The organism is Aurantiacibacter sp. MUD11, from assembly GCF_026967575.1.
GTDB lineage: Bacteria > Pseudomonadota > Alphaproteobacteria > Sphingomonadales > Sphingomonadaceae > Alteraurantiacibacter.
In genome coordinates, this window is record NZ_CP114054.1 from 1,682,594 (window position 1) to 1,699,346 (window position 16,753).

Genomic DNA, 16,753 nt, shown 5'->3' on the forward strand with positions numbered 1-16,753 from the left:
CGCCGGCACTTCAGTGATCGGGCTGCGCGCGGCCCCCCAAGTGCGTGCCGGGGCTGATCATGAGCTCGTACCAGTCGTCTCGCTCGCGGGCCTCGAACCGCACCCAGCCCGGGCGCTCCGAGGCATAATCGGCGATCACGGCGTAGGCCTCGGCAATCGTCGGCGCATAGCGCATCGCGGTTTCCAGCGCACCGTAGTAGAGGGGCACCCCCGCCTTGCAGAATTCGATGTGGTAGGCCGGATCGGGACCGTAAAGCACGAGGTTGCCCGTCATCACCAGATGATCGCGGACAGTGATCCGCTGGGGCCATTCGCCCTCGCCGACCAGCAAGGTGCCGGCGGTCATCCACTCAGGCTGCCCCAGTTCGTCGAAGATCTGTCGCAGGAAAGCTGAAGGCGTGGTCCGCAGCTCGACGTCGCCGCCGTTCGCGACCGATTCGTTACCTGCAAATGAATGGTCCAGCCTGCTCATACGCTCACCGCGCGCCGATCTCCTCTTCGTGTCACCTAATACTGATCTTGCTGTCACTGGATACCATTGACGGTCAAGCCACTACCGCGATCTGTTGGCCGTCGCGAGCTGGGCTTTCAACCTAGTTCGCCTTGTTCCGAGAGAGGATAGATCAATGTCACCCACACTGCGTTTCACCACCTGTTCGCTGGCTGCCCTCGCCGTCGCGGCACTGCCCGTCGCCGTCTATGCGGAAGAGGCAGCACAGCTCGTCGACATCAATGGCATGTACGCCAGCGATGCAGAACGTGCCCTTTACGGCCGCGGGTTCGTGCACACCGGCAACAACAGCAACAGCATGGGCTACACCTACAGTTACTGGTGGCACGAAGACGATGACGACTGCGTGCGTGTCGAGGAATACAACGGTCGGGTGGAAATGATCGTTGACGCTAGCGACCAGGATTGCGGCCACCACCAGGGCAATGCTGGCGCAGCGGTAGCCGTTGTCGCGGGCGCTGCCATACTTGGCGCGCTGTTCTCGCACCGCGACAACCACCACGACGACGACCAGCACAGTGAAGACAGCGACTACGAGCGGGATTTCGACCGCGGCTATACTGACGGCCTGCACAATGCCGCCTACCACAACCGTAGCCGTTCGGAAGGCTACTCTGCGGGCTATTCGGCAGGCGTGGACGAGCGCGAGGCCAACCTGCGCCACCATTCGCGGCGCGGCGGTTATCATCCAGCCGTGAGCATCAACGATCTCCAGGGAGCGCGGGCGGCCGGTGCCATGGATGAGATGGGTCGGCGCGGGTTCAACCAAGTCGACAACTTCACCAGCGGCAACACCCGCTACTCGATCCAGTGGAACAACGACACGCGCCAATGCGTGCAGATGACCATCGCCGACGGCCATATCTACGATATCCGCGATATCGGCCAGCACCCCAATTGCCGCTAAGGAGAAGTGCATGCGCAAACTTGCCTTGATCAGCGTCGCGCTAGCCCTGCCCCTCGCCTCCTGCGGGGGCGAGGTCGCGGGAGATGAACCACTGCCCGAAGGCGAAGCCGACGGCTTCGCCTGGCCCGTTAGTGTAGCGGCATTCGGAGACGGCTATCCGGCCGCAGGCGATCCCTGCATGCGGCTCGGCGAGAGCGCCGCGACTTCGAATTACCTCGACGACAGCGCCGTGCTGGTCGGCTGCCCGACTGCCGTGCAGGCCGGCGCCCTCGGCGGCGAAATCGTCGCCGAGATCGACGGGGTTACCGTGGTTTCGGTGTCGATGGGCGATGCCAATGTCGGTATGAGCGAGAACGGTCCGCCGCCGCCCGAGGCGGCAGCTGCCGCCCCGACTTCGCGTGCAGTCGCCATTCGCGGCCCCAACAGCCTGGAAACGCGCTGTGCCGATCGCGTCGCAGCGGAAACCGGCGCCAGAGTCATCGGGACCAACCGCATCGAAGAGTCCGAAGCGGCGATCGCCATCTACGTCAACGTCGATGGTGCGGCCGCTCCCTGGCGCTGTCTTGCCTATCGCGACGGGACCATCGGCGAAGTGATGTTCGCCAGCAGCGAAGGAGACCTGTGACATGACCCTTATCGCCAACATGGGAACAGGTCCGATGAAACGGGCACTCTGGGCGAGTATCGCCTGTGCCGCTCTCGCAGCATGCGGCAGCGAGGAAAGCACAGAACCTGCCAATGACGCACCGGCGGAGGCTGCGGATTCGAACGCTGCAGCAGAAGTCGATGTGGCCGAAGTCGACCCGACTGAGGACGCGCTGGTGCCGGGAACCGAATACCACGCTACGGCCCAGGTGCAGTGCGGCTTCGACAACCAGGATGCGACACAGAGCTGCTCGGCAGGCGTGATCCGCAACTGGGGCGAGGACGGCACGACTTTGGTGGAGGTGACCAAACCCGACGGGCGGACGCGGGCGATCTTCTTCCGCGGCCTCGAAGCCTATGGCGCCGACAGCGCGCAGGCGGACGGTTCTGCCGGCTGGACCTTCGAATCCATCACCGAGAATGGCCGCATCTTCATCAACTACGGCCCGGAATCGTACGTGATCGTCGACGCTTTCGTCGAAGGCGGGTGACATGACCGCGAAGCCCGGAAGGCCGCTGCTGAAGTGGCTCTTCGTGATCTTCGCGGGGCTTTACGTGCTCGCACTGGGCTTGCTGCTGGTGGGCACCTACGGCTGGTTCGGGCAGGAGCAGGATCCGCTTTCCGGCGTGTTCCTGCTGCCACTCGGCCTGCCATGGAACCTGCTGGCAGACGCTCTGGGACTGCAAGGTGCCGCCTTGATGGCGGCGGCACCGATGGTCAACGCGGCAATCCTGTTCTGGCTGTCGAAGCGATAGGACGCGCGCCACTGGTACAGATGCCTGCAACTCTCTCAAGAAGGAGAAAAGGTAATGGAATTCAATTGGCCGCACATGGCAGCTTCTGCCGTCATCATCGCGATCGTGCTGTTCCTGCTGAAGAAGACCAAGCTGACCGATAACGCCGGCACGGGTAAGCGTGTGCTGATTACGGCAATCGCCCTGTTCATCCCGCTGTTCATCCTCAATCTCGTCTGGCCTTACAGCGCAGGGTGATCCCTCTTGCGCGCCCGACCAACAGGAGAGATCAAATGCACTCTTTGAAAATTGCCGCCGTTGCCACGGCTGGCTCAATGCTCCTTGCCGGCTGTGCCACCACGCCCGAACTTTCGCCCGATGAGCGAGCCCTGATCGCGAATACCTGGTACCTGGAAAGCATCATCGACAGGCAGGAGGAAATCCGTCTGCGTCCGCAACTGGGCGACCGGCACAACATTACGTTCCTGCGCGACGGTTCGATCTCGCTGCAGCTCGATTGCAACCGGGGCAACTCCAGCTGGGATGCCGATCCACGTGGCGGCGGGACGGGCGATCTGTCCATTGACCGGGTGGCATCGACGCGGGCGCTGTGCCAGTCGCCCTCCTATGGCGAGCGACTGGCAGCGGAACTGCCGCAGGTCGACAGCTACGAATTGGGCGTTGAAGGACGTTCGCTGATGCTTCGCTCGGACGATACGATTTTCGGTTTTGTGGCCCGCTGAAGGCAATCGGTAGCTAGGTCATCGATAGGCAGAAGGCTGCGCGGCATGCGCCACTGGCGGCGCTGGCGCAGCTAGTTGCGAAGCCTTCCGGCAAGCGGCATTGACGATAGCGATTCGGCCATGGGCTGCGCCGTGATCGCAGCAGGTGCCGCATCGTTCTCGACCCAGTCGACCATCGGGCCGGGCATGCTGCACTGCCAGGGCGGCAATGCCAGCGCTGGCGAAAAAGGCCTCATGCATGAGGCAGATACCTCTCCCAAATCCGGCAAGCAGTCCTTGACCGTAACAATCGCTGGATAAACCACCCCGCGCACCTAGGCCGAATCAATCACCGCCCTTATCCCTGATCCGGTGAAGGCAGGCATTGAAATCGGCAAGGACGCGCACGGAACCCCCGTGGCAATCGACCTGGAAGAACTGCTCGCCACGCGCCTGCTGGTGCAGGGCAATTCGGGCAGCGGCAAGTCGCACCTTTTGCGCCGCCTGCTGGAACAGAGCGCCGGGCTGGTCCAGCAGGTCGTGATCGATCCGGAGGGCGATTTCACCAGCCTCGCCGACCATTTCGACCACGTGGTGATCGACAGCGCCGGCTATTCCCCGCGCGAGATAGAGGCGCTCGCCCGCCGCGTGCGACAGCATCGCGCTTCTGTCGTGCTGGCATTGGAAGAGCTGGAGGTGGAGCAGCAGATCCGCTGCGCCGCGCAGTTCCTCACCGCGCTGTTCGACGCCCCGCGCGAGCACTGGTTCCCGGCGCTGGTGGTGGTGGACGAGGCGCAGATGTTCGCGCCCTCCGCCGCGGGCGAAATGGCCGAGGACACGCGCCGCATGACGCTGGCGGCCATGACCAACCTGATGTGCCGCGGGCGCAAGCGCGGCCTTGCCGGCATCGTCGCCACGCAGCGCCTCGCCAAGCTGGCCAAGAACGTCGCGGCGGAAGCCTCGAACTTCCTGATGGGGCGCACCTTCCTCGATATCGACATGCAGCGCGCGGCAGACCTGCTGGGCATGGACCGCAAGCAGGCGGAGCGTATCCGTGACTTGCAGCGCGGGCATTTCCTCGGTCTTGGCCCGGCGATCAGCCGCCGCCCGGTGGCCGTGCATATCGGCGCGGTGAAATCGGGCGGCAAGAACGCCGCCTCTGCGCTCACCCCGCTGCCGCAAGCCGACGCGGCCGAGATGGGCGAACTGCTGCACGCCGAACTGGCGGCGGAAGCTGCCGAACAGGTGCACCGCGCCCCGCCTCCGCCGCCGCCAGCACCCCCCGCGGTCGAAACCCTGGCGGACAGCATGGCCAGGCGGGCGGAGCCGGCAGCCGTGTCGGATAAACCGTCTGCACCGGCTGGCGATGTCGACACGGTGCTGCGCGAACTGGCGGCCGAGGAAGGCGCGACCTTCCGCCCCGCCAGCACGTTGTTCCGCGATTTCGCCACCCGCTGCCGCCAGCAGGGTGTGGCCAGCGCCCATGTCGACATGCCCGCGTTCCGCCGCCTGTTCGCCTTCGCCAGCGCCGGGGTGGACCAGCTGGACGCCGAACAGCGCGAGGTGGTCGAACGCATGGCCGAGGGCGTCGCCGACGACGTGCTGGCGCCATACCTCGCCATCGTGGTGACCGCCGCGCTGGGTCAGGGCTCGCCGGACGAGGAACAGCTGGCGCGCGTCTACGGCACCGCTTCCCCCGGACGCATCCGGCGCCTGCTGGAGCATCTCGAGAAGACCGGCCTCATCGCCGTGCACGAGGATTTCGGCGGTGAGCGCACGATCACCGTGCCCGGCATCGAGAACGTCATGGCCTGATTTGCCGGACGGCAAATCATTTGCCCTCCCGCACCGCCTCGCTAAGCTGCTGGGAAAGCGGTCGAGGCGCCGCATGGGAGAGAAAAGCCGTGTTCACGATTGTCCGTTCGCTCATTCCCGCCGCCGCATTACTGGCGGCAGCACCCCTGGCCGCGCAGGACAACTGGGTTGCCAGCTGGACGGCATCGCCGCACGCGCCGCTGACCACCGAAGGTCCCTTCGCCGCCGCCGAGTACGAGGATGTCACCATCAGCCAGGTGCTGCGCCTGTCCGAAGGCGGCGACCGGCTGCGCGTACGCTTCACCAATCGCTATGGCGACCGCCCGCTGCATATCGGCGAGGCACGGATCGTGCTGCTCGACGATGACGGCGCGGAAGTGCCCGGCTCCAGCCGACCGCTGACCTTTGGCGGCGCTACAGGCGGGGTCGTGCCGCGCGGCGCGCCTTTCGCCAGCGACGTGGTGGCCCTGGTCACCGGCGATTTCGACAAGGTGAAGGTGGAATTCTACGTGCCTGAAGCAACCGGCCCCTGCACCTGCCACCTTACCGGGCTGGACACGCTGGCCGTCTCCGCCCCCGGCAACCACGTGGGCGAGGCCTGGGAGCCTGCCACCACCGGAATGCACCGCGCCTTCCTGTCGGTGGTGGAGGTCGATTCCGACGATGCGCTGGGCACCATCGTCACCTTCGGCGATTCCATTACCGACGGTGTCGGCTCCACCCCCGGCGAAGACCGTCGCTGGCCCGACGTGCTGGCGGAGCGGCTGGAAGAAGCCGGCCTCGAATATGCCGTCGCCAATGCCGGCATCAGCGGCAACCGCGTGCTCAGCCCGGGCATGGGCGAAAGCGCACTGGCACGGTTCGACGAGGACGTGCTGAGCCTGCCGAACGTGACGCACATGATCGTCTTCGTCGGCGTCAACGACATCGGCAACCGCTATGGCCCGCAGCGCGGCGGCATTGGCGGGCTGGCGCTGGACCAGCCGGAAATCGACGCCGAGCAGATGATCGCCGGCTATCGCCAACTGATCGCCCGTGCCCATGCCGAGGGCATCACCGTCATCGGCTCGCCCATCGGCCCCTACAAGGGCGCGATGTACTGGAGCGAGGAAGGCGAGGCCGCACGCCAGCAGATCAACGACTGGATCGTCAATTCGGGCGAGTTCGACGCAGTCACCCGGCTCGACCTCGCCTTTGCCGAGCCGGACGATCCCGCCACCATGCGCGAGGGCTATCACATGGGCGATTTCCTGCATGGCTCCGACACCGGCCTGCGCGCGGTCGGCGAGTCCATCGATCTCGCCCTGTTCACTCCGGAGGCAGAATAATGCGGCGGCTCCTCGTCTTTCTCGCGGCCTTGGCCGGCCTTGCCACTCCCGCAGCGGCGCAGGAACAGCAGTTCGCCGATCTCGGCACCTGCGGCGAAATCACCGACTGCCGTATCGGCTATCGCACCCACGGCACGCTGAACGAGGCGCGCGACAACGCCGTGCTGGTGCCCGCCTGGTACGGCGGACGGACCGAGGCCATGGCCTTCATCGCCACTGCCCCGCTGCTCGATCCGGAGCGCTACTTCGTCATCCTCGTCGATCCCATCGGCAATGGCGTGTCGATCTCGCCCAGCAATTCGCCGAGCCAGCCCTTGGGTGCGTTCCCGGCACTGACCATCGCCGACATGGTCGAAAGCCAGCACCGGCTGCTGACCGAACATCTCGGCATCGATCACCTGCACGCGATCACAGGCATCTCGATGGGCGGGATGCAGACCTTCGAATGGGCCGCGCGCTATCCTGATTTCGCGGATCGTTTCGTCCCCGTCATCGGCAGCCCGCGCCTGCCCGCCTACGACATCGTCCGCTGGGACACGTTGAACGCCATCCGCGCCTGGGAACGCGCCTGTCGCTGCCCCGAAGCGCGGGCGATCAATGCCGGCTTCGGCCTCACCACGCGCCCCATCGGCGTCGCCAACGATACCGTCGCGCGCGAGGACGCCTTCGACTTCATCGAGACCCGCGCGGCCGAGGACACTTTCGACGAGGGGACCAGCTGGGACCTCGAGCGCCAGGGCGAGGCGATGATCGACCACGACATCTCGCGCCATTTCGATGGCGACATGGAGCTGGCCGCGCGCGAGCTGGGCCGCCGCGTCGAAATGATGGTGGTGGTCAGCCGCGAGGATCGCATCGTCGCCCCCGGCCCGGCGATGGACTTCGCCCGGCTGGCGGGCTTCCCGCTGCTGGTCACCGACGAGGGCTGCGGGCACGGCGATTTCCGCTGCAATCCCGACGTCTGGACCGCTGCTGCGGGAGCTTTCATCGCCGGCGAGGATTAGGACTCTATCCCCCGGCGGGGCGCGTGCAGGCGAATGGCATTGCGTGAAACAAGTTTCGTATGTAACGACCCGGCGCCAGAGGACGAGGCTGTCCTGAATCGGAGATTTGACCCATGCGCATCGGCTGCCCCCGCGAAATCAAGAACCGTGAATACCGCGTCGGCCTGACGCCGGAGAGTGCCGGCGAACTGGTCGCCAATGGCCACGAGGTGTGGATGGAGAGCGGCGCAGGTGCCGGTATCGGCGCCTTCGACAGCGAATATCGCGAGCGCGGCGCCAAGGTGGTCGACACCGCCGAGGAAGTCTTCGCGGAATGCGAAATGATCGTGAAGGTGAAGGAACCGCAGGCCGAGGAGATCGCCCGCCTGCGCGAAGGCCAGGTGCTCTACACCTACCTCCACCTCGCTCCCGATCCCGAGCAGACGGCAGGGCTGGTGAAGTCGGGCGCCACCTGCATCGCCTATGAAACCGTTACCGGCCCGCGCGGCGGCCTGCCGCTGCTGAAGCCGATGAGCCAGGTGGCCGGTCGCATGTCCATCCAGGCCGGCGCCACTGCGCTGGAGAAGGCCAATGGCGGGCGCGGCGTGCTGCTGGGCGGCGTACCGGGCGTGATGCCGGGCAAGGTCGTGGTGATCGGCGGCGGCGTGGTCGGCTTCAATGCCGCGCAGATGTCCGCCGGACTGGGTGCCGATACGGTGATCATGGACCTCAACCCCGAAGTGCTGGAGAAGGTCGGCACCCATTTCGAGGCGCGCGCAAGCACGCGCTTCGCCAGCCGCGCCAACCTGGAGGAGGCCGTGGCGGAAGCCGACATGGTGGTCGGCGCCGTGCTGGTGCCGGGTGCGGCAGCGCCCAAGCTGGTCAGCCGCGAAATGCTCAAGACCATGAAGCCCGGCGCGGTGCTGGTGGACGTCGCCATCGACCAGGGCGGCTGCTTCGAGACCAGTCGTCCCACCACGCATGACGAGCCGACCTATGTCGTCGACGACATCGTGCACTACTGCGTTGCCAACATGCCGGGCGCGGTCAGCCGCACCAGCACCTATGCGCTGAACAACGTCACCCTGCCCCACGCCATCCGCATCGCGAACCTCGGCTGGAAGGAAGCCATGCGCAGCGATCCGCACCTGGCACAGGGCCTGAACGTGCACGCCGGACGCATTACCTATCCGGCGGTGGCTAGCGAACTTGGTTACGATCTGCTTTCGATCGAGGCAGCAATCGCCTAAGTTACTGGGAAGCAGGCGCAAAAATTGCCGCAGCGGATTTAACGCATTCTAAGGCGGAACCGCCTATTTCAAAGGCATGGTAGGGTCCCATGCCAAGTCACTTCTTGCAGTCATGCTCGCACTGGTTGCGTGTGTGCTTGCGCGCCCGCTGGCCGCGCAGGATATGACGAGTGCCTTTGCCCCAGGATCGCAGTGCTTTGCCGATGCGCCCGGTTCGATGGGCTATGCCGAGCTCAGCAGCCAGCCGGCACTGTGGAATTGCGATCCGCACGATATGGGCACGCACGAACGGGTCGCGCTGCGGCTGGATCTGCGCGACCTGCCCGCAGGACAGGCCGCGCCCGATCACCTGAAAGTGGTGCGGCTGCACTTCGACCAGATGGAAGTCGTCGCCATCGGGGCGGATGGCAGCCGCGCTGCCATCACTCTCGGCCGCAACGAACTCGCGCCGGGACGGGACTTGCTGGAAGCCGGCATTCCCATCCCGCAGCTGGATACGCCACCGGTCGCCGTGATGCTGATCGTCGAAGGCGCACCGTCGGCGGTGCGCTGGCTGGCCGCCGAGCCGGTCCGCGGCCCGCCCATGCGCGCCATTGCCGGGCTCGACCACCTGCTCGCCGCGATGCTCTGCGGCCTGCTGCTGGCACCAATATTCTTCGACGTCGGTTTCTATCGCACGCTGCGCAACCCCTTCCCGCTCTATCATGCGGCCTTCTGTGCCCTGGCAGTGGTGCAGACTGCGGCAGTCTCGGGCCTGCTGCTGATGTTCACCGACCTGGCCATGTACACGCAGCGGGCGGTCTCGATCCTGTCGTTCGACCTGATGGTCAGCGCCAGCAGCCTGTTCATCCTCAACTTCGTCGAACACGGCATCTTCAACAGGTTTCACCGACGCCTGCTCTACGGCATGGCGGCGGGGACGGCTTTCCTCGGACTGTTTGCATCCTTCGGCCTGCCCATCGTCGGCGTGTCGGCAGGGACCGTCTACTATGTAGGCTACCTCGCCTACCTCGCTGCGCTGGGAGTGATTCTGGTGCGCGCCCTGAGCATGGGCAGCCGCGCCATGAAATTCATCATCCTCGCGCACCTCCCGCTGCTGCTGGTAGGCGTGTCGCGCGTGGCCAAGGCCTTGTTCGCTCCCGAGTTCGTCCTCGACACCTATTGGGTGCAGAACCTGGCGCTGGCCTTCGAGGTCATCGTGACCGCCTATGCCGTGACCGACCGCTTCCTGAAGATCAAGCGCGAGCGCGACCTAGCCGTAACCGAGGCCCGCACGCTGGAAGAGCTGAGCGAGCGTGACGCGCTGACCGGCCTGCTCAATCGACGCGCCATCGAGGCGCGCTTTGCCGCCTTGCGGGCCGAGGGATTCACCACGCTGGCCGTGATCGACCTCGACCATTTCAAGAGCGTCAACGACAGGCACGGCCACACCGCCGGCGACCACGTGCTGAAGAAGGTCGCGGCGGTCTTGCGTGCCGACGACGACAACTCGCTGGCCTTCCGCATGGGCGGCGAGGAGTTCATCCTGCTGCTGCGCGGCAAACATGCGCTCGAGCGCGCCGAGCAGCGCCGCCTCGCCATTACCGAAGAGGCCTCCTCGCCGCGCGGCGAGCCGGTGACCGCCAGCATGGGCATCGTCGAGGCGCCCGCCGATGCGTTGGCCGATGCCAGCTTCGAGGCACTCTATGCGCGCGCCGACCGGCTGCTCTACGAAGCCAAGGCCAGCGGGCGCGACTGCACCATGTCGGAGCGTCTGAAGGTCTTCCGTCCGCGCACCAGCGTGGAGCGCCGCGCCGCGGCCTAGCCCGACGCCTCAGCCCAGCGATTCAGCCCATTTGGGGCATGAACGGAGCCGCCACTTCGGATGGCACGCGCAGCAGTCGGCCGCTGTCCTTTTCCACCATGGCCCAGGTCGTCTTGGCGCGCACCAGCACCCGGTCTTCGCTGTCGGTGAAGGTGAAGTGGCGGTCGAAGCGCGCCCCGCGCGGGCCTTCGCGGATTTCGGTCAGGGCCTGCACCTCGGCGCCCTCGCCCACGTTGCCGCGATAGTCGATCTCGTGCCGGGTCACGACCCAGGCATAGGCCTCGACATGTTCGGGCAGCGCCTGCGCTATCCAGTGCGCGACGGCGAGTTCCTCCATCCACCGGACCCACACCGCGTTGTTGACGTGCCCGTTGGCGTCGATGTGCTCGGGCAAGGCGGTGAAGGTCCGGCTGTAGCTGTTGCTCACTCCTCGATGCCGAGCTGCCAGAGGATGAAGGCCACTTCCTCCGCTGTCTCGCGCAGGCCTTCGAAGCGGCCCGAGCGCCCGCCGTGGCCGGCGCCCATGTTGGTCTTCAGCAGCAGGATGTTGTTGTCGGTCTTCAGCTCACGCAGCTTGGCTACCCACTTGGCGGGCTCCCAATAGGTGACGCGCGGATCGTTGAGGCCGGCCGTCACCAGCATCGGCGGGTAGTCCTGCGCAATGACCTGGTCGTAGGGCGAATAGCTGAGCAGGTGGGTGAAGGCCGCCTTGCTCTCGATCGGGTTGCCCCATTCCGGCCATTCGCCCGGCGTCAGCGGCAGGCTGGTGTCGAGCATGGTGGTCAGCACGTCCACGAAAGGCACATGCGCCACCACCGCGCCGAACAGTTCGGGTGCCTGGTTGACCACGGCGCCCATCAGCTCGCCGCCGGCAGAACCGCCGCTGGCGGAGATCTGGCCCTCGGAGGTGTAGCCCAGTTCGATCAGGCCGCGCCCCACGTCGACGAAGTCGTTGAACGTGTTGGTGCGCTCTTCCATCTTGCCCTGCAGGTACCAGTTGCGGCCCAGGTCATCGCCGCCGCGGATGTGCGCGATGGCATAGGCCACGCCGCGATCGATCAGGCTGAAGCGCGTGGTCGAGAAGTTGGGCGGATAGGCGAAACCGTAGGCGCCATAGGCATACATGTGCAGCGGCCCGCCCATTTCGCGGTCCGTGCGATAGACGATGCTGACCGGCACCATCGCCCCGTCACGCGCACGCACCTGGATGCGCTCCACCGTGTAGAGCGAGGGATCGAAACCGCTCGGGATTTCCTGCACCTTGAGCGTTTCCAGCTCCTGGCTGGCAACGTGGTAATCGTACACCGTGTCGGGCGTGATCGGGCTTTCGTAGCTCAGCCGGATGCGGTCGACCGCCCATTCCGGGTTGTTGGAGGTGCCCGCTGTATAGGTCGCTTCCGGGAAGGCGATGGTCTCCACCCGCGAGGGGTCGTCGTAGTAACGGATCTGCACCTGATCGAGGCCGTTGAGGCGCCCTTCGGTGACGTAGAAATCGCGGAACAGATCGAAGCCGGTCAGGTAGAATTCGTCCGAGCCTTCGATCAGCGTGGTCCAGTTGCCCGGATCGCTGAGCGGGGCGGTGGCGAGGCGGAAATTGACGTGCTCGTCATTGCTCCAGATGTAGAGCGTGCCCTCGCGGATGTCGGCCGAGTACTCGACCCCGGTCTGGCGCTCGCGCACCAGGATCGGCTCTGCGGTCGGGTCGGTGATCGGGATGAAGCGGACTTCGCTCGTCTCGTTGTCGCCGGCCGCGATGATCAGCCATTCGCGGTTGGAGGACAGGCCCGGCGAAGTGGTGAAGCCCAGCTGCGCCTCGTGATAGATTTCGACATCGTTGGCCGAATCCTCACCGATGGTGTGGGCGAAGATGCGGTCGACACGCCAGTTCTCGTTGGCGCGGCCATAGACCAGCATGGAATCGTCCGCCGCCCAGATCAGGCCGGTGTTGGTGTCCTCGATGGTATCGGGCAGCAGTTCGCCGGTCTCGGTGTCGAGGATCTGCACGGTGTAGCGTTCCGCGCCGCTGGTGTCGGTCGAATAGGCGACGTAGCGCCCGCTTTCGCTGACCGAGATATCGCCCAGGCTGAAATACTCGTGCCCTTCGGCCAGTGCCGGGCCGTCGAGGAACAGCACCGCCTCGCCGCCTTCGGCCGGGCGGCGGTAGTACTTGCGATATTCGCCGCCCTCTTCGAATTCCGACCAGTAGATCCAGTCGCCATCACGCTGCGGCACGCTGGAATCGTCTTCCTTGATGCGCCCGCGCATCTCGGTGAACAGCGTCTCGACCAGCTGCTGCTGGCCGGCCATCTGTGTTTCGAAATAGGTGTTCTCGGCGCGCAGGTAATCAAGCACGTCCTCGTCATCGATGACCGGATAGCTCTCGTCGCGCAGCCACGCATAGGGATCGGAAACGGTGATGCCGTGGTAGGTATAGCTGTGCTCGCGCTGTTCGGCGCGCGGCGGCTGGATGCTGGTATCGTAATTCACTTCTGCGTCCTGTGCATTTGCCGGAAGCGCCGTAGCGGCGGCAGCCAGCGCGGCAAGGGTGATGTTGCGGATGATCGACATTAGGAAGCGTCCCCCGGAAGACTTGCCCCGCGCACGACTGGAAAGCCGCGCGGCAAAGGCCTATGTCGCCTGCCTATAGCCAAATTGTTTCCTCTGGAACCGGAATTACGACGAAATGCTGATGCAGACCCATGAAGCCCGCCTCGACGCCCTCCGCAAGGAGCTTGCCAAGCGCGACCTTGCCGGATTCGTGGTGCCGATCAGCGATGAACACCTGTCCGAATATGTCGGCGCCTATGCCCAGCGCCTGGCCTGGCTGACCGGCTTCGGCGGCTCCGCCGGCAGCGCAGCGATCCTGCGGGACAAGGCGGCCATGTTCGTCGACGGCCGCTACACCCTGCAAGTGCGCGAGCAGGTGAGCGGGCAGCTCTACGAATACAAGTCGGTACCCGACGATTCGATGGCCGACTGGCTGGCGGACAACGTCAGCGAAGGCGCGCGGATCGGGTTCGACCCATGGCTGCACACGCGCGGCTGGGCCAAGAAAGTGGCGAAGAAGCTGGAATCGGTCGGTGCCGAACTGGTGCCGGTCGAGGGCAACCCGATTGACGCCGTCTGGGCCGACCAGCCCGAACCCTCTCCCGCCCCGGCCTATGTCCAGGACGACAAGCTGGCGGGCCGCACCAGCGCCGAAAAGCGCGCCGAGATCGCCTGCTGGCTGAACGACAACAAGCTGGATGCCGTAGTCATCAGCGCGCTCGACTCGGTGGCCTGGACGCTCAACATCCGCGGTGCCGACGTCGATCACACGCCGGTCGCGCTGTCCTATCTGGTGGTGCAGGAAGACGGCACTGCCGACTGGTTCATCGCGCCCGAGAAGGTGCCCGCCGAAGTGGCGCAGGCGCTGGGCAATGCCGTGCGCATCCGTCCGCGCGATGAGTTCTCCGCCGCCTTCGCCGAGCTGGCGGGGAAGCGCGTCGCCGCCGATCCCGCCCGTTCGGTCGCCGCCATCTTCGAGCGACTGGACGAAGTCGGCGCGGAAATCGTCTCCGAGGACGATCCCACCGTGCTGCCCAAGGCAATCAAGACTCCGGCCGAACAGCAGGGTCATCGCGACGCCCAGGCGCGCGACGGCGTGGCCATCGCGCAGTTCCTGCACTGGCTGTCGGTCGAAGCGCCGAAGGGCGAGGTGGACGAGCTGTCCGCCGCCGCCAAGCTGCACGACCTGCGCCGCGCCAACAGCGACCTGCTGCGCGACCTGTCGTTCGATACCATCTCCGGCGCCGGCCCCAATGGCGCCAGCCCGCATTACCGCGTGGACGAGGACAGCAACCGCAAGCTCGAGCCGAACAGCGTCTACCTGGTGGATTCGGGCGGCCAGTACCCCGACGGCACCACCGACATCACCCGCACCATCTGGGTCGGGCCCGGCAGCCCGCCAGACGAGGTTTGCGACCGCTTCACCCGCGTACTGAAGGGCCATATCGCGCTCGACATGCAGACCTTCCCGCCGGGCACTCCCGGCTCGGCGCTCGACACGCTGGCACGCCAGCACCTGTGGATGGCAGGCGTCGACTATGCCCACGGTACCGGCCACGGCGTCGGCGCCTTCCTCGGCGTGCACGAAGGCCCGCAGCGCATCGCCAAGGGTCGCGGGGCGCAGGCGGGGACCGACCAGCCGCTGATGGCCGGCATGATCCTTTCCAACGAGCCGGGCTACTACAAGGCCAATGAATACGGCATCCGGATCGAGAACCTGGTGCTGGTGGAGCCGCGCGAGATCGCCGGCGCCGAGGGCGAATGGCTGGGCTTCGAAACGCTTACCTTCGCGCCGATCGACCGTACGCTGGTGAAGCGCGACCTGCTTTCGCCGGCCGAGATCGCCTGGTGGAACGACTATCACGCCAAGGTGCGCGAGATCATCGCGCCGCAGCTTTCCGGCGAGGTGCTGGAATGGCTGGAAGAGGCGTGCCAGCCGCTGTGATCGGGCGGGCGGTCCCGCGGTCCTGAAGCTCCGGTAAACCGCAGTTAAGCGGCAGATGAACGGCAAGCCCGCCGAGCGACAAACTGCGACAAAAATCCCGGATTCGGGCAAACTCATGCGACAACAGGTGCCTAGAACGGACCCGGTGAGCGGCGGGGTGTCACTTCCTCACCTCCCCCCTTCCTGAGGGCGCCCCGTTGCTCTACGCATTCGAACCGGAGAGTAGACATGAACAAGACCCTCATCCTGGCCCTGGCCGCCACGGGCCTGAGCATCAGCGGCACCGCCGCAGCGCAGGACCGCCCGCAGCGCGGTGCCGATATCACCCGCGCCGACGCCGAAGCACGCGCCGGAGCCGCCTTTGCCCGCATGGATGCCAACGGCGACGGCCTGCTCAACACCGCAGACCGCGAAGCCCGCCAGCGCGAACGTTTCGCCCGCGCCGATGCCGATGGTGACGGCGCGGTTACCTTCGAGGAAGCGCAGGCCGCTCGCGAAGCTCACCGGGCAGAGCGCCAGGCCCGCCGCGCCGAACGCGGCGCCGAGGCTGGCGAACGCCGCGGCATGCGCGGCCAGCGCATGGGCCGTCGCGGTGGCATGCGCGGGATGCGTGGAATGATGGCCGAACGCGCCGACACCAATAACGACGGCGCGATCAGCCAGGCCGAATTCGCGGCTGCCATGCTCGCCCGTTTCGACCGCACCGACGCCAATGGCGATGGCACCGTCACCGCCGAGGAACGCCGCGCCCAGCGTGGCGAGCGGCGCGAACGGATGCGCGAACACCGGGAAAACCGCGCCGGATGACCAAGGAGCAGGTCCAGTTGCTGCTCGTCGATGACGAGCCCAGCCTGCGCGAGCCCCTGGCCGACTACCTGTCGCGCCAGGGGTTCGACGTCACCCAGGCCGAAAGCGCCGCCAAGGCGCGCTCCGCCTTGCAGGAGATGACCCCCAGCCTCGTCCTGCTCGACATCATGATGCCAGGCGAGGACGGCATTTCACTGTGCCGCCACCTGGTGGAAAGCAAGGACCTGCCGGTCATCTTCCTCACCGCCAAGGGCGAGGCGACCGACCGCATCGTCGGACTGGAAATCGGTGCCGACGACTATGTCGTCAAACCCTTCGAACCGCGCGAGCTGGTCGCGCGCATCCGCTCGGTCCTGCGCCGGGCCACCAAGGGCGGCGCACCGACCGGCGGCAATGCCGATGCCCATTACGAATTCGACGGCTGGCAGCTCGACCCGCTCAAGCGCCGGCTGATCGACCCGGAAGGCACGCTGGTGCCGATTTCATCGGCGGAATTCCGCTTGCTGCGGGCGCTGCTGGACCATCCCAAGCAGGTGATGGACCGCGACCGCCTGCTCGACATGGTGCAGGGCCGCGAGGCGCACCTGTTCGACCGTGCGGTCGACAACCAGGTCAGCCGCCTGCGCCGCAAGATCGAAGCCGACACGCGCGATCCCAAGGTGATTCAGACCGTCTGGGGCGGCGGCTATCGCCTCGCCTGCGAAGTCCGTCGCTTCGAACCCGAACAGGATTGAGCGGAAACCGACCGGGACCC

At 66.0% G+C, this 16,753-nt stretch carries 17 protein-coding genes; 14 read left to right on the plus strand and 3 right to left on the minus strand.

Going from position 1 to position 16,753, the window contains the following annotated elements; genetic code table 11:
• Positions 1-10 precede the first annotated feature (10 nt).
• Complete coding sequence (locus OZN62_RS08385; RefSeq protein WP_269099134.1) at positions 11-472, minus strand: hypothetical protein; 462 nt, start codon at positions 470-472, stop codon at positions 11-13.
• 154 nt (positions 473-626) lie between these two features.
• Between OZN62_RS08385 and OZN62_RS08390 the strand changes: the two genes are divergently transcribed.
• The 11 genes from OZN62_RS08390 to OZN62_RS08440 all read left to right on the plus strand — a co-directional run bounded on the left by OZN62_RS08390 (position 627) and on the right by OZN62_RS08440 (position 10,700).
• A complete protein-coding gene (locus OZN62_RS08390) occupies positions 627-1,418 on the plus strand; it encodes a hypothetical protein (RefSeq protein WP_269099135.1) in 792 nt (263 codons plus the stop codon).
• Positions 1,419-1,428: 10 nt separating this feature from the next.
• Positions 1,429-2,043 carry a hypothetical protein gene (locus OZN62_RS08395; protein ID WP_269099137.1) on the plus strand — a complete coding sequence of 205 codons (615 nt, stop codon included), beginning with the start codon at positions 1,429-1,431 and terminating at the stop codon, positions 2,041-2,043.
• A gap of 1 nt (position 2,044) precedes the next feature.
• Positions 2,045-2,554 carry a hypothetical protein gene (locus OZN62_RS08400; RefSeq protein WP_269099138.1) on the plus strand — a complete coding sequence of 170 codons (510 nt, stop codon included), beginning with the start codon at positions 2,045-2,047 and terminating at the stop codon, positions 2,552-2,554.
• A 1-nt stretch (position 2,555) separates the two neighbouring features.
• A complete protein-coding gene (locus OZN62_RS08405; RefSeq protein ID WP_269099140.1) occupies positions 2,556-2,819 on the plus strand; it encodes a hypothetical protein in 264 nt (87 codons plus the stop codon).
• Positions 2,820-2,873: 54 nt separating this feature from the next.
• A complete protein-coding gene (locus OZN62_RS08410) occupies positions 2,874-3,056 on the plus strand; it encodes a hypothetical protein (protein ID WP_269099142.1) in 183 nt (60 codons plus the stop codon).
• Positions 3,057-3,091: 35 nt separating this feature from the next.
• Positions 3,092-3,541 (plus strand): META domain-containing protein, encoded by a 450-nt coding sequence (locus OZN62_RS08415; RefSeq protein ID WP_269099143.1) that lies wholly within the window; start codon positions 3,092-3,094, stop codon positions 3,539-3,541.
• A 351-nt stretch (positions 3,542-3,892) separates the two neighbouring features.
• Entirely contained in the window at positions 3,893-5,335 is a 1,443-nt protein-coding gene (locus OZN62_RS08420; protein WP_269099145.1) for an ATP-binding protein, read from the plus strand.
• An 89-nt stretch (positions 5,336-5,424) separates the two neighbouring features.
• The gene (locus OZN62_RS08425) at positions 5,425-6,663 is read left to right on the plus strand and encodes an SGNH/GDSL hydrolase family protein (RefSeq protein WP_269099147.1); all 1,239 of its coding nucleotides are present in this window, start codon (positions 5,425-5,427) and stop codon (positions 6,661-6,663) included.
• Entirely contained in the window at positions 6,663-7,667 is a 1,005-nt protein-coding gene (locus OZN62_RS08430) for an alpha/beta fold hydrolase (protein WP_269099149.1), read from the plus strand. Before OZN62_RS08425 ends, OZN62_RS08430 begins: the two co-directional genes overlap by 1 nt.
• 113 nt (positions 7,668-7,780) lie before the next feature.
• On the plus strand, positions 7,781-8,896 hold the full coding sequence (ald, locus tag OZN62_RS08435) for an alanine dehydrogenase (protein ID WP_269099150.1): 1,116 nt from the start codon (positions 7,781-7,783) through the stop codon (positions 8,894-8,896).
• Between the two features lie 163 nt (positions 8,897-9,059).
• Positions 9,060-10,700, plus strand: a complete 1,641-nt coding sequence (locus OZN62_RS08440; protein ID WP_269099151.1) for a GGDEF domain-containing protein — start codon at positions 9,060-9,062, stop codon at positions 10,698-10,700.
• A gap of 22 nt (positions 10,701-10,722) precedes the next feature.
• On the opposite strand, the gene OZN62_RS08445 is transcribed toward OZN62_RS08440, so the two are convergent.
• Together OZN62_RS08445 and OZN62_RS08450 are read right to left on the minus strand one after the other, a co-directional pair.
• The gene (locus OZN62_RS08445; RefSeq protein ID WP_269099152.1) at positions 10,723-11,127 is read right to left on the minus strand and encodes an acyl-CoA thioesterase; all 405 of its coding nucleotides are present in this window, start codon (positions 11,125-11,127) and stop codon (positions 10,723-10,725) included.
• Positions 11,124-13,268, minus strand: a complete 2,145-nt coding sequence (locus OZN62_RS08450; RefSeq protein WP_269099154.1) for a S9 family peptidase — start codon at positions 13,266-13,268, stop codon at positions 11,124-11,126. The genes OZN62_RS08445 and OZN62_RS08450 overlap by 4 nt, the downstream gene beginning before the upstream one ends.
• 115 nt (positions 13,269-13,383) lie before the next feature.
• Between OZN62_RS08450 and OZN62_RS08455 the strand changes: the two genes are divergently transcribed.
• The 3 genes from OZN62_RS08455 to OZN62_RS08465 all read left to right on the plus strand — a co-directional run bounded on the left by OZN62_RS08455 (position 13,384) and on the right by OZN62_RS08465 (position 16,733).
• Positions 13,384-15,192 (plus strand): aminopeptidase P family protein, encoded by a 1,809-nt coding sequence (locus OZN62_RS08455; protein ID WP_269099155.1) that lies wholly within the window; start codon positions 13,384-13,386, stop codon positions 15,190-15,192.
• 228 nt (positions 15,193-15,420) lie between these two features.
• Complete coding sequence (locus OZN62_RS08460) at positions 15,421-15,999, plus strand: EF-hand domain-containing protein (protein WP_269099156.1); 579 nt, start codon at positions 15,421-15,423, stop codon at positions 15,997-15,999.
• Complete coding sequence (locus OZN62_RS08465; RefSeq protein WP_269099158.1) at positions 15,996-16,733, plus strand: response regulator; 738 nt, start codon at positions 15,996-15,998, stop codon at positions 16,731-16,733. Before OZN62_RS08460 ends, OZN62_RS08465 begins: the two co-directional genes overlap by 4 nt.
• The last annotated feature ends 20 nt before the right edge of the window (positions 16,734-16,753 follow it).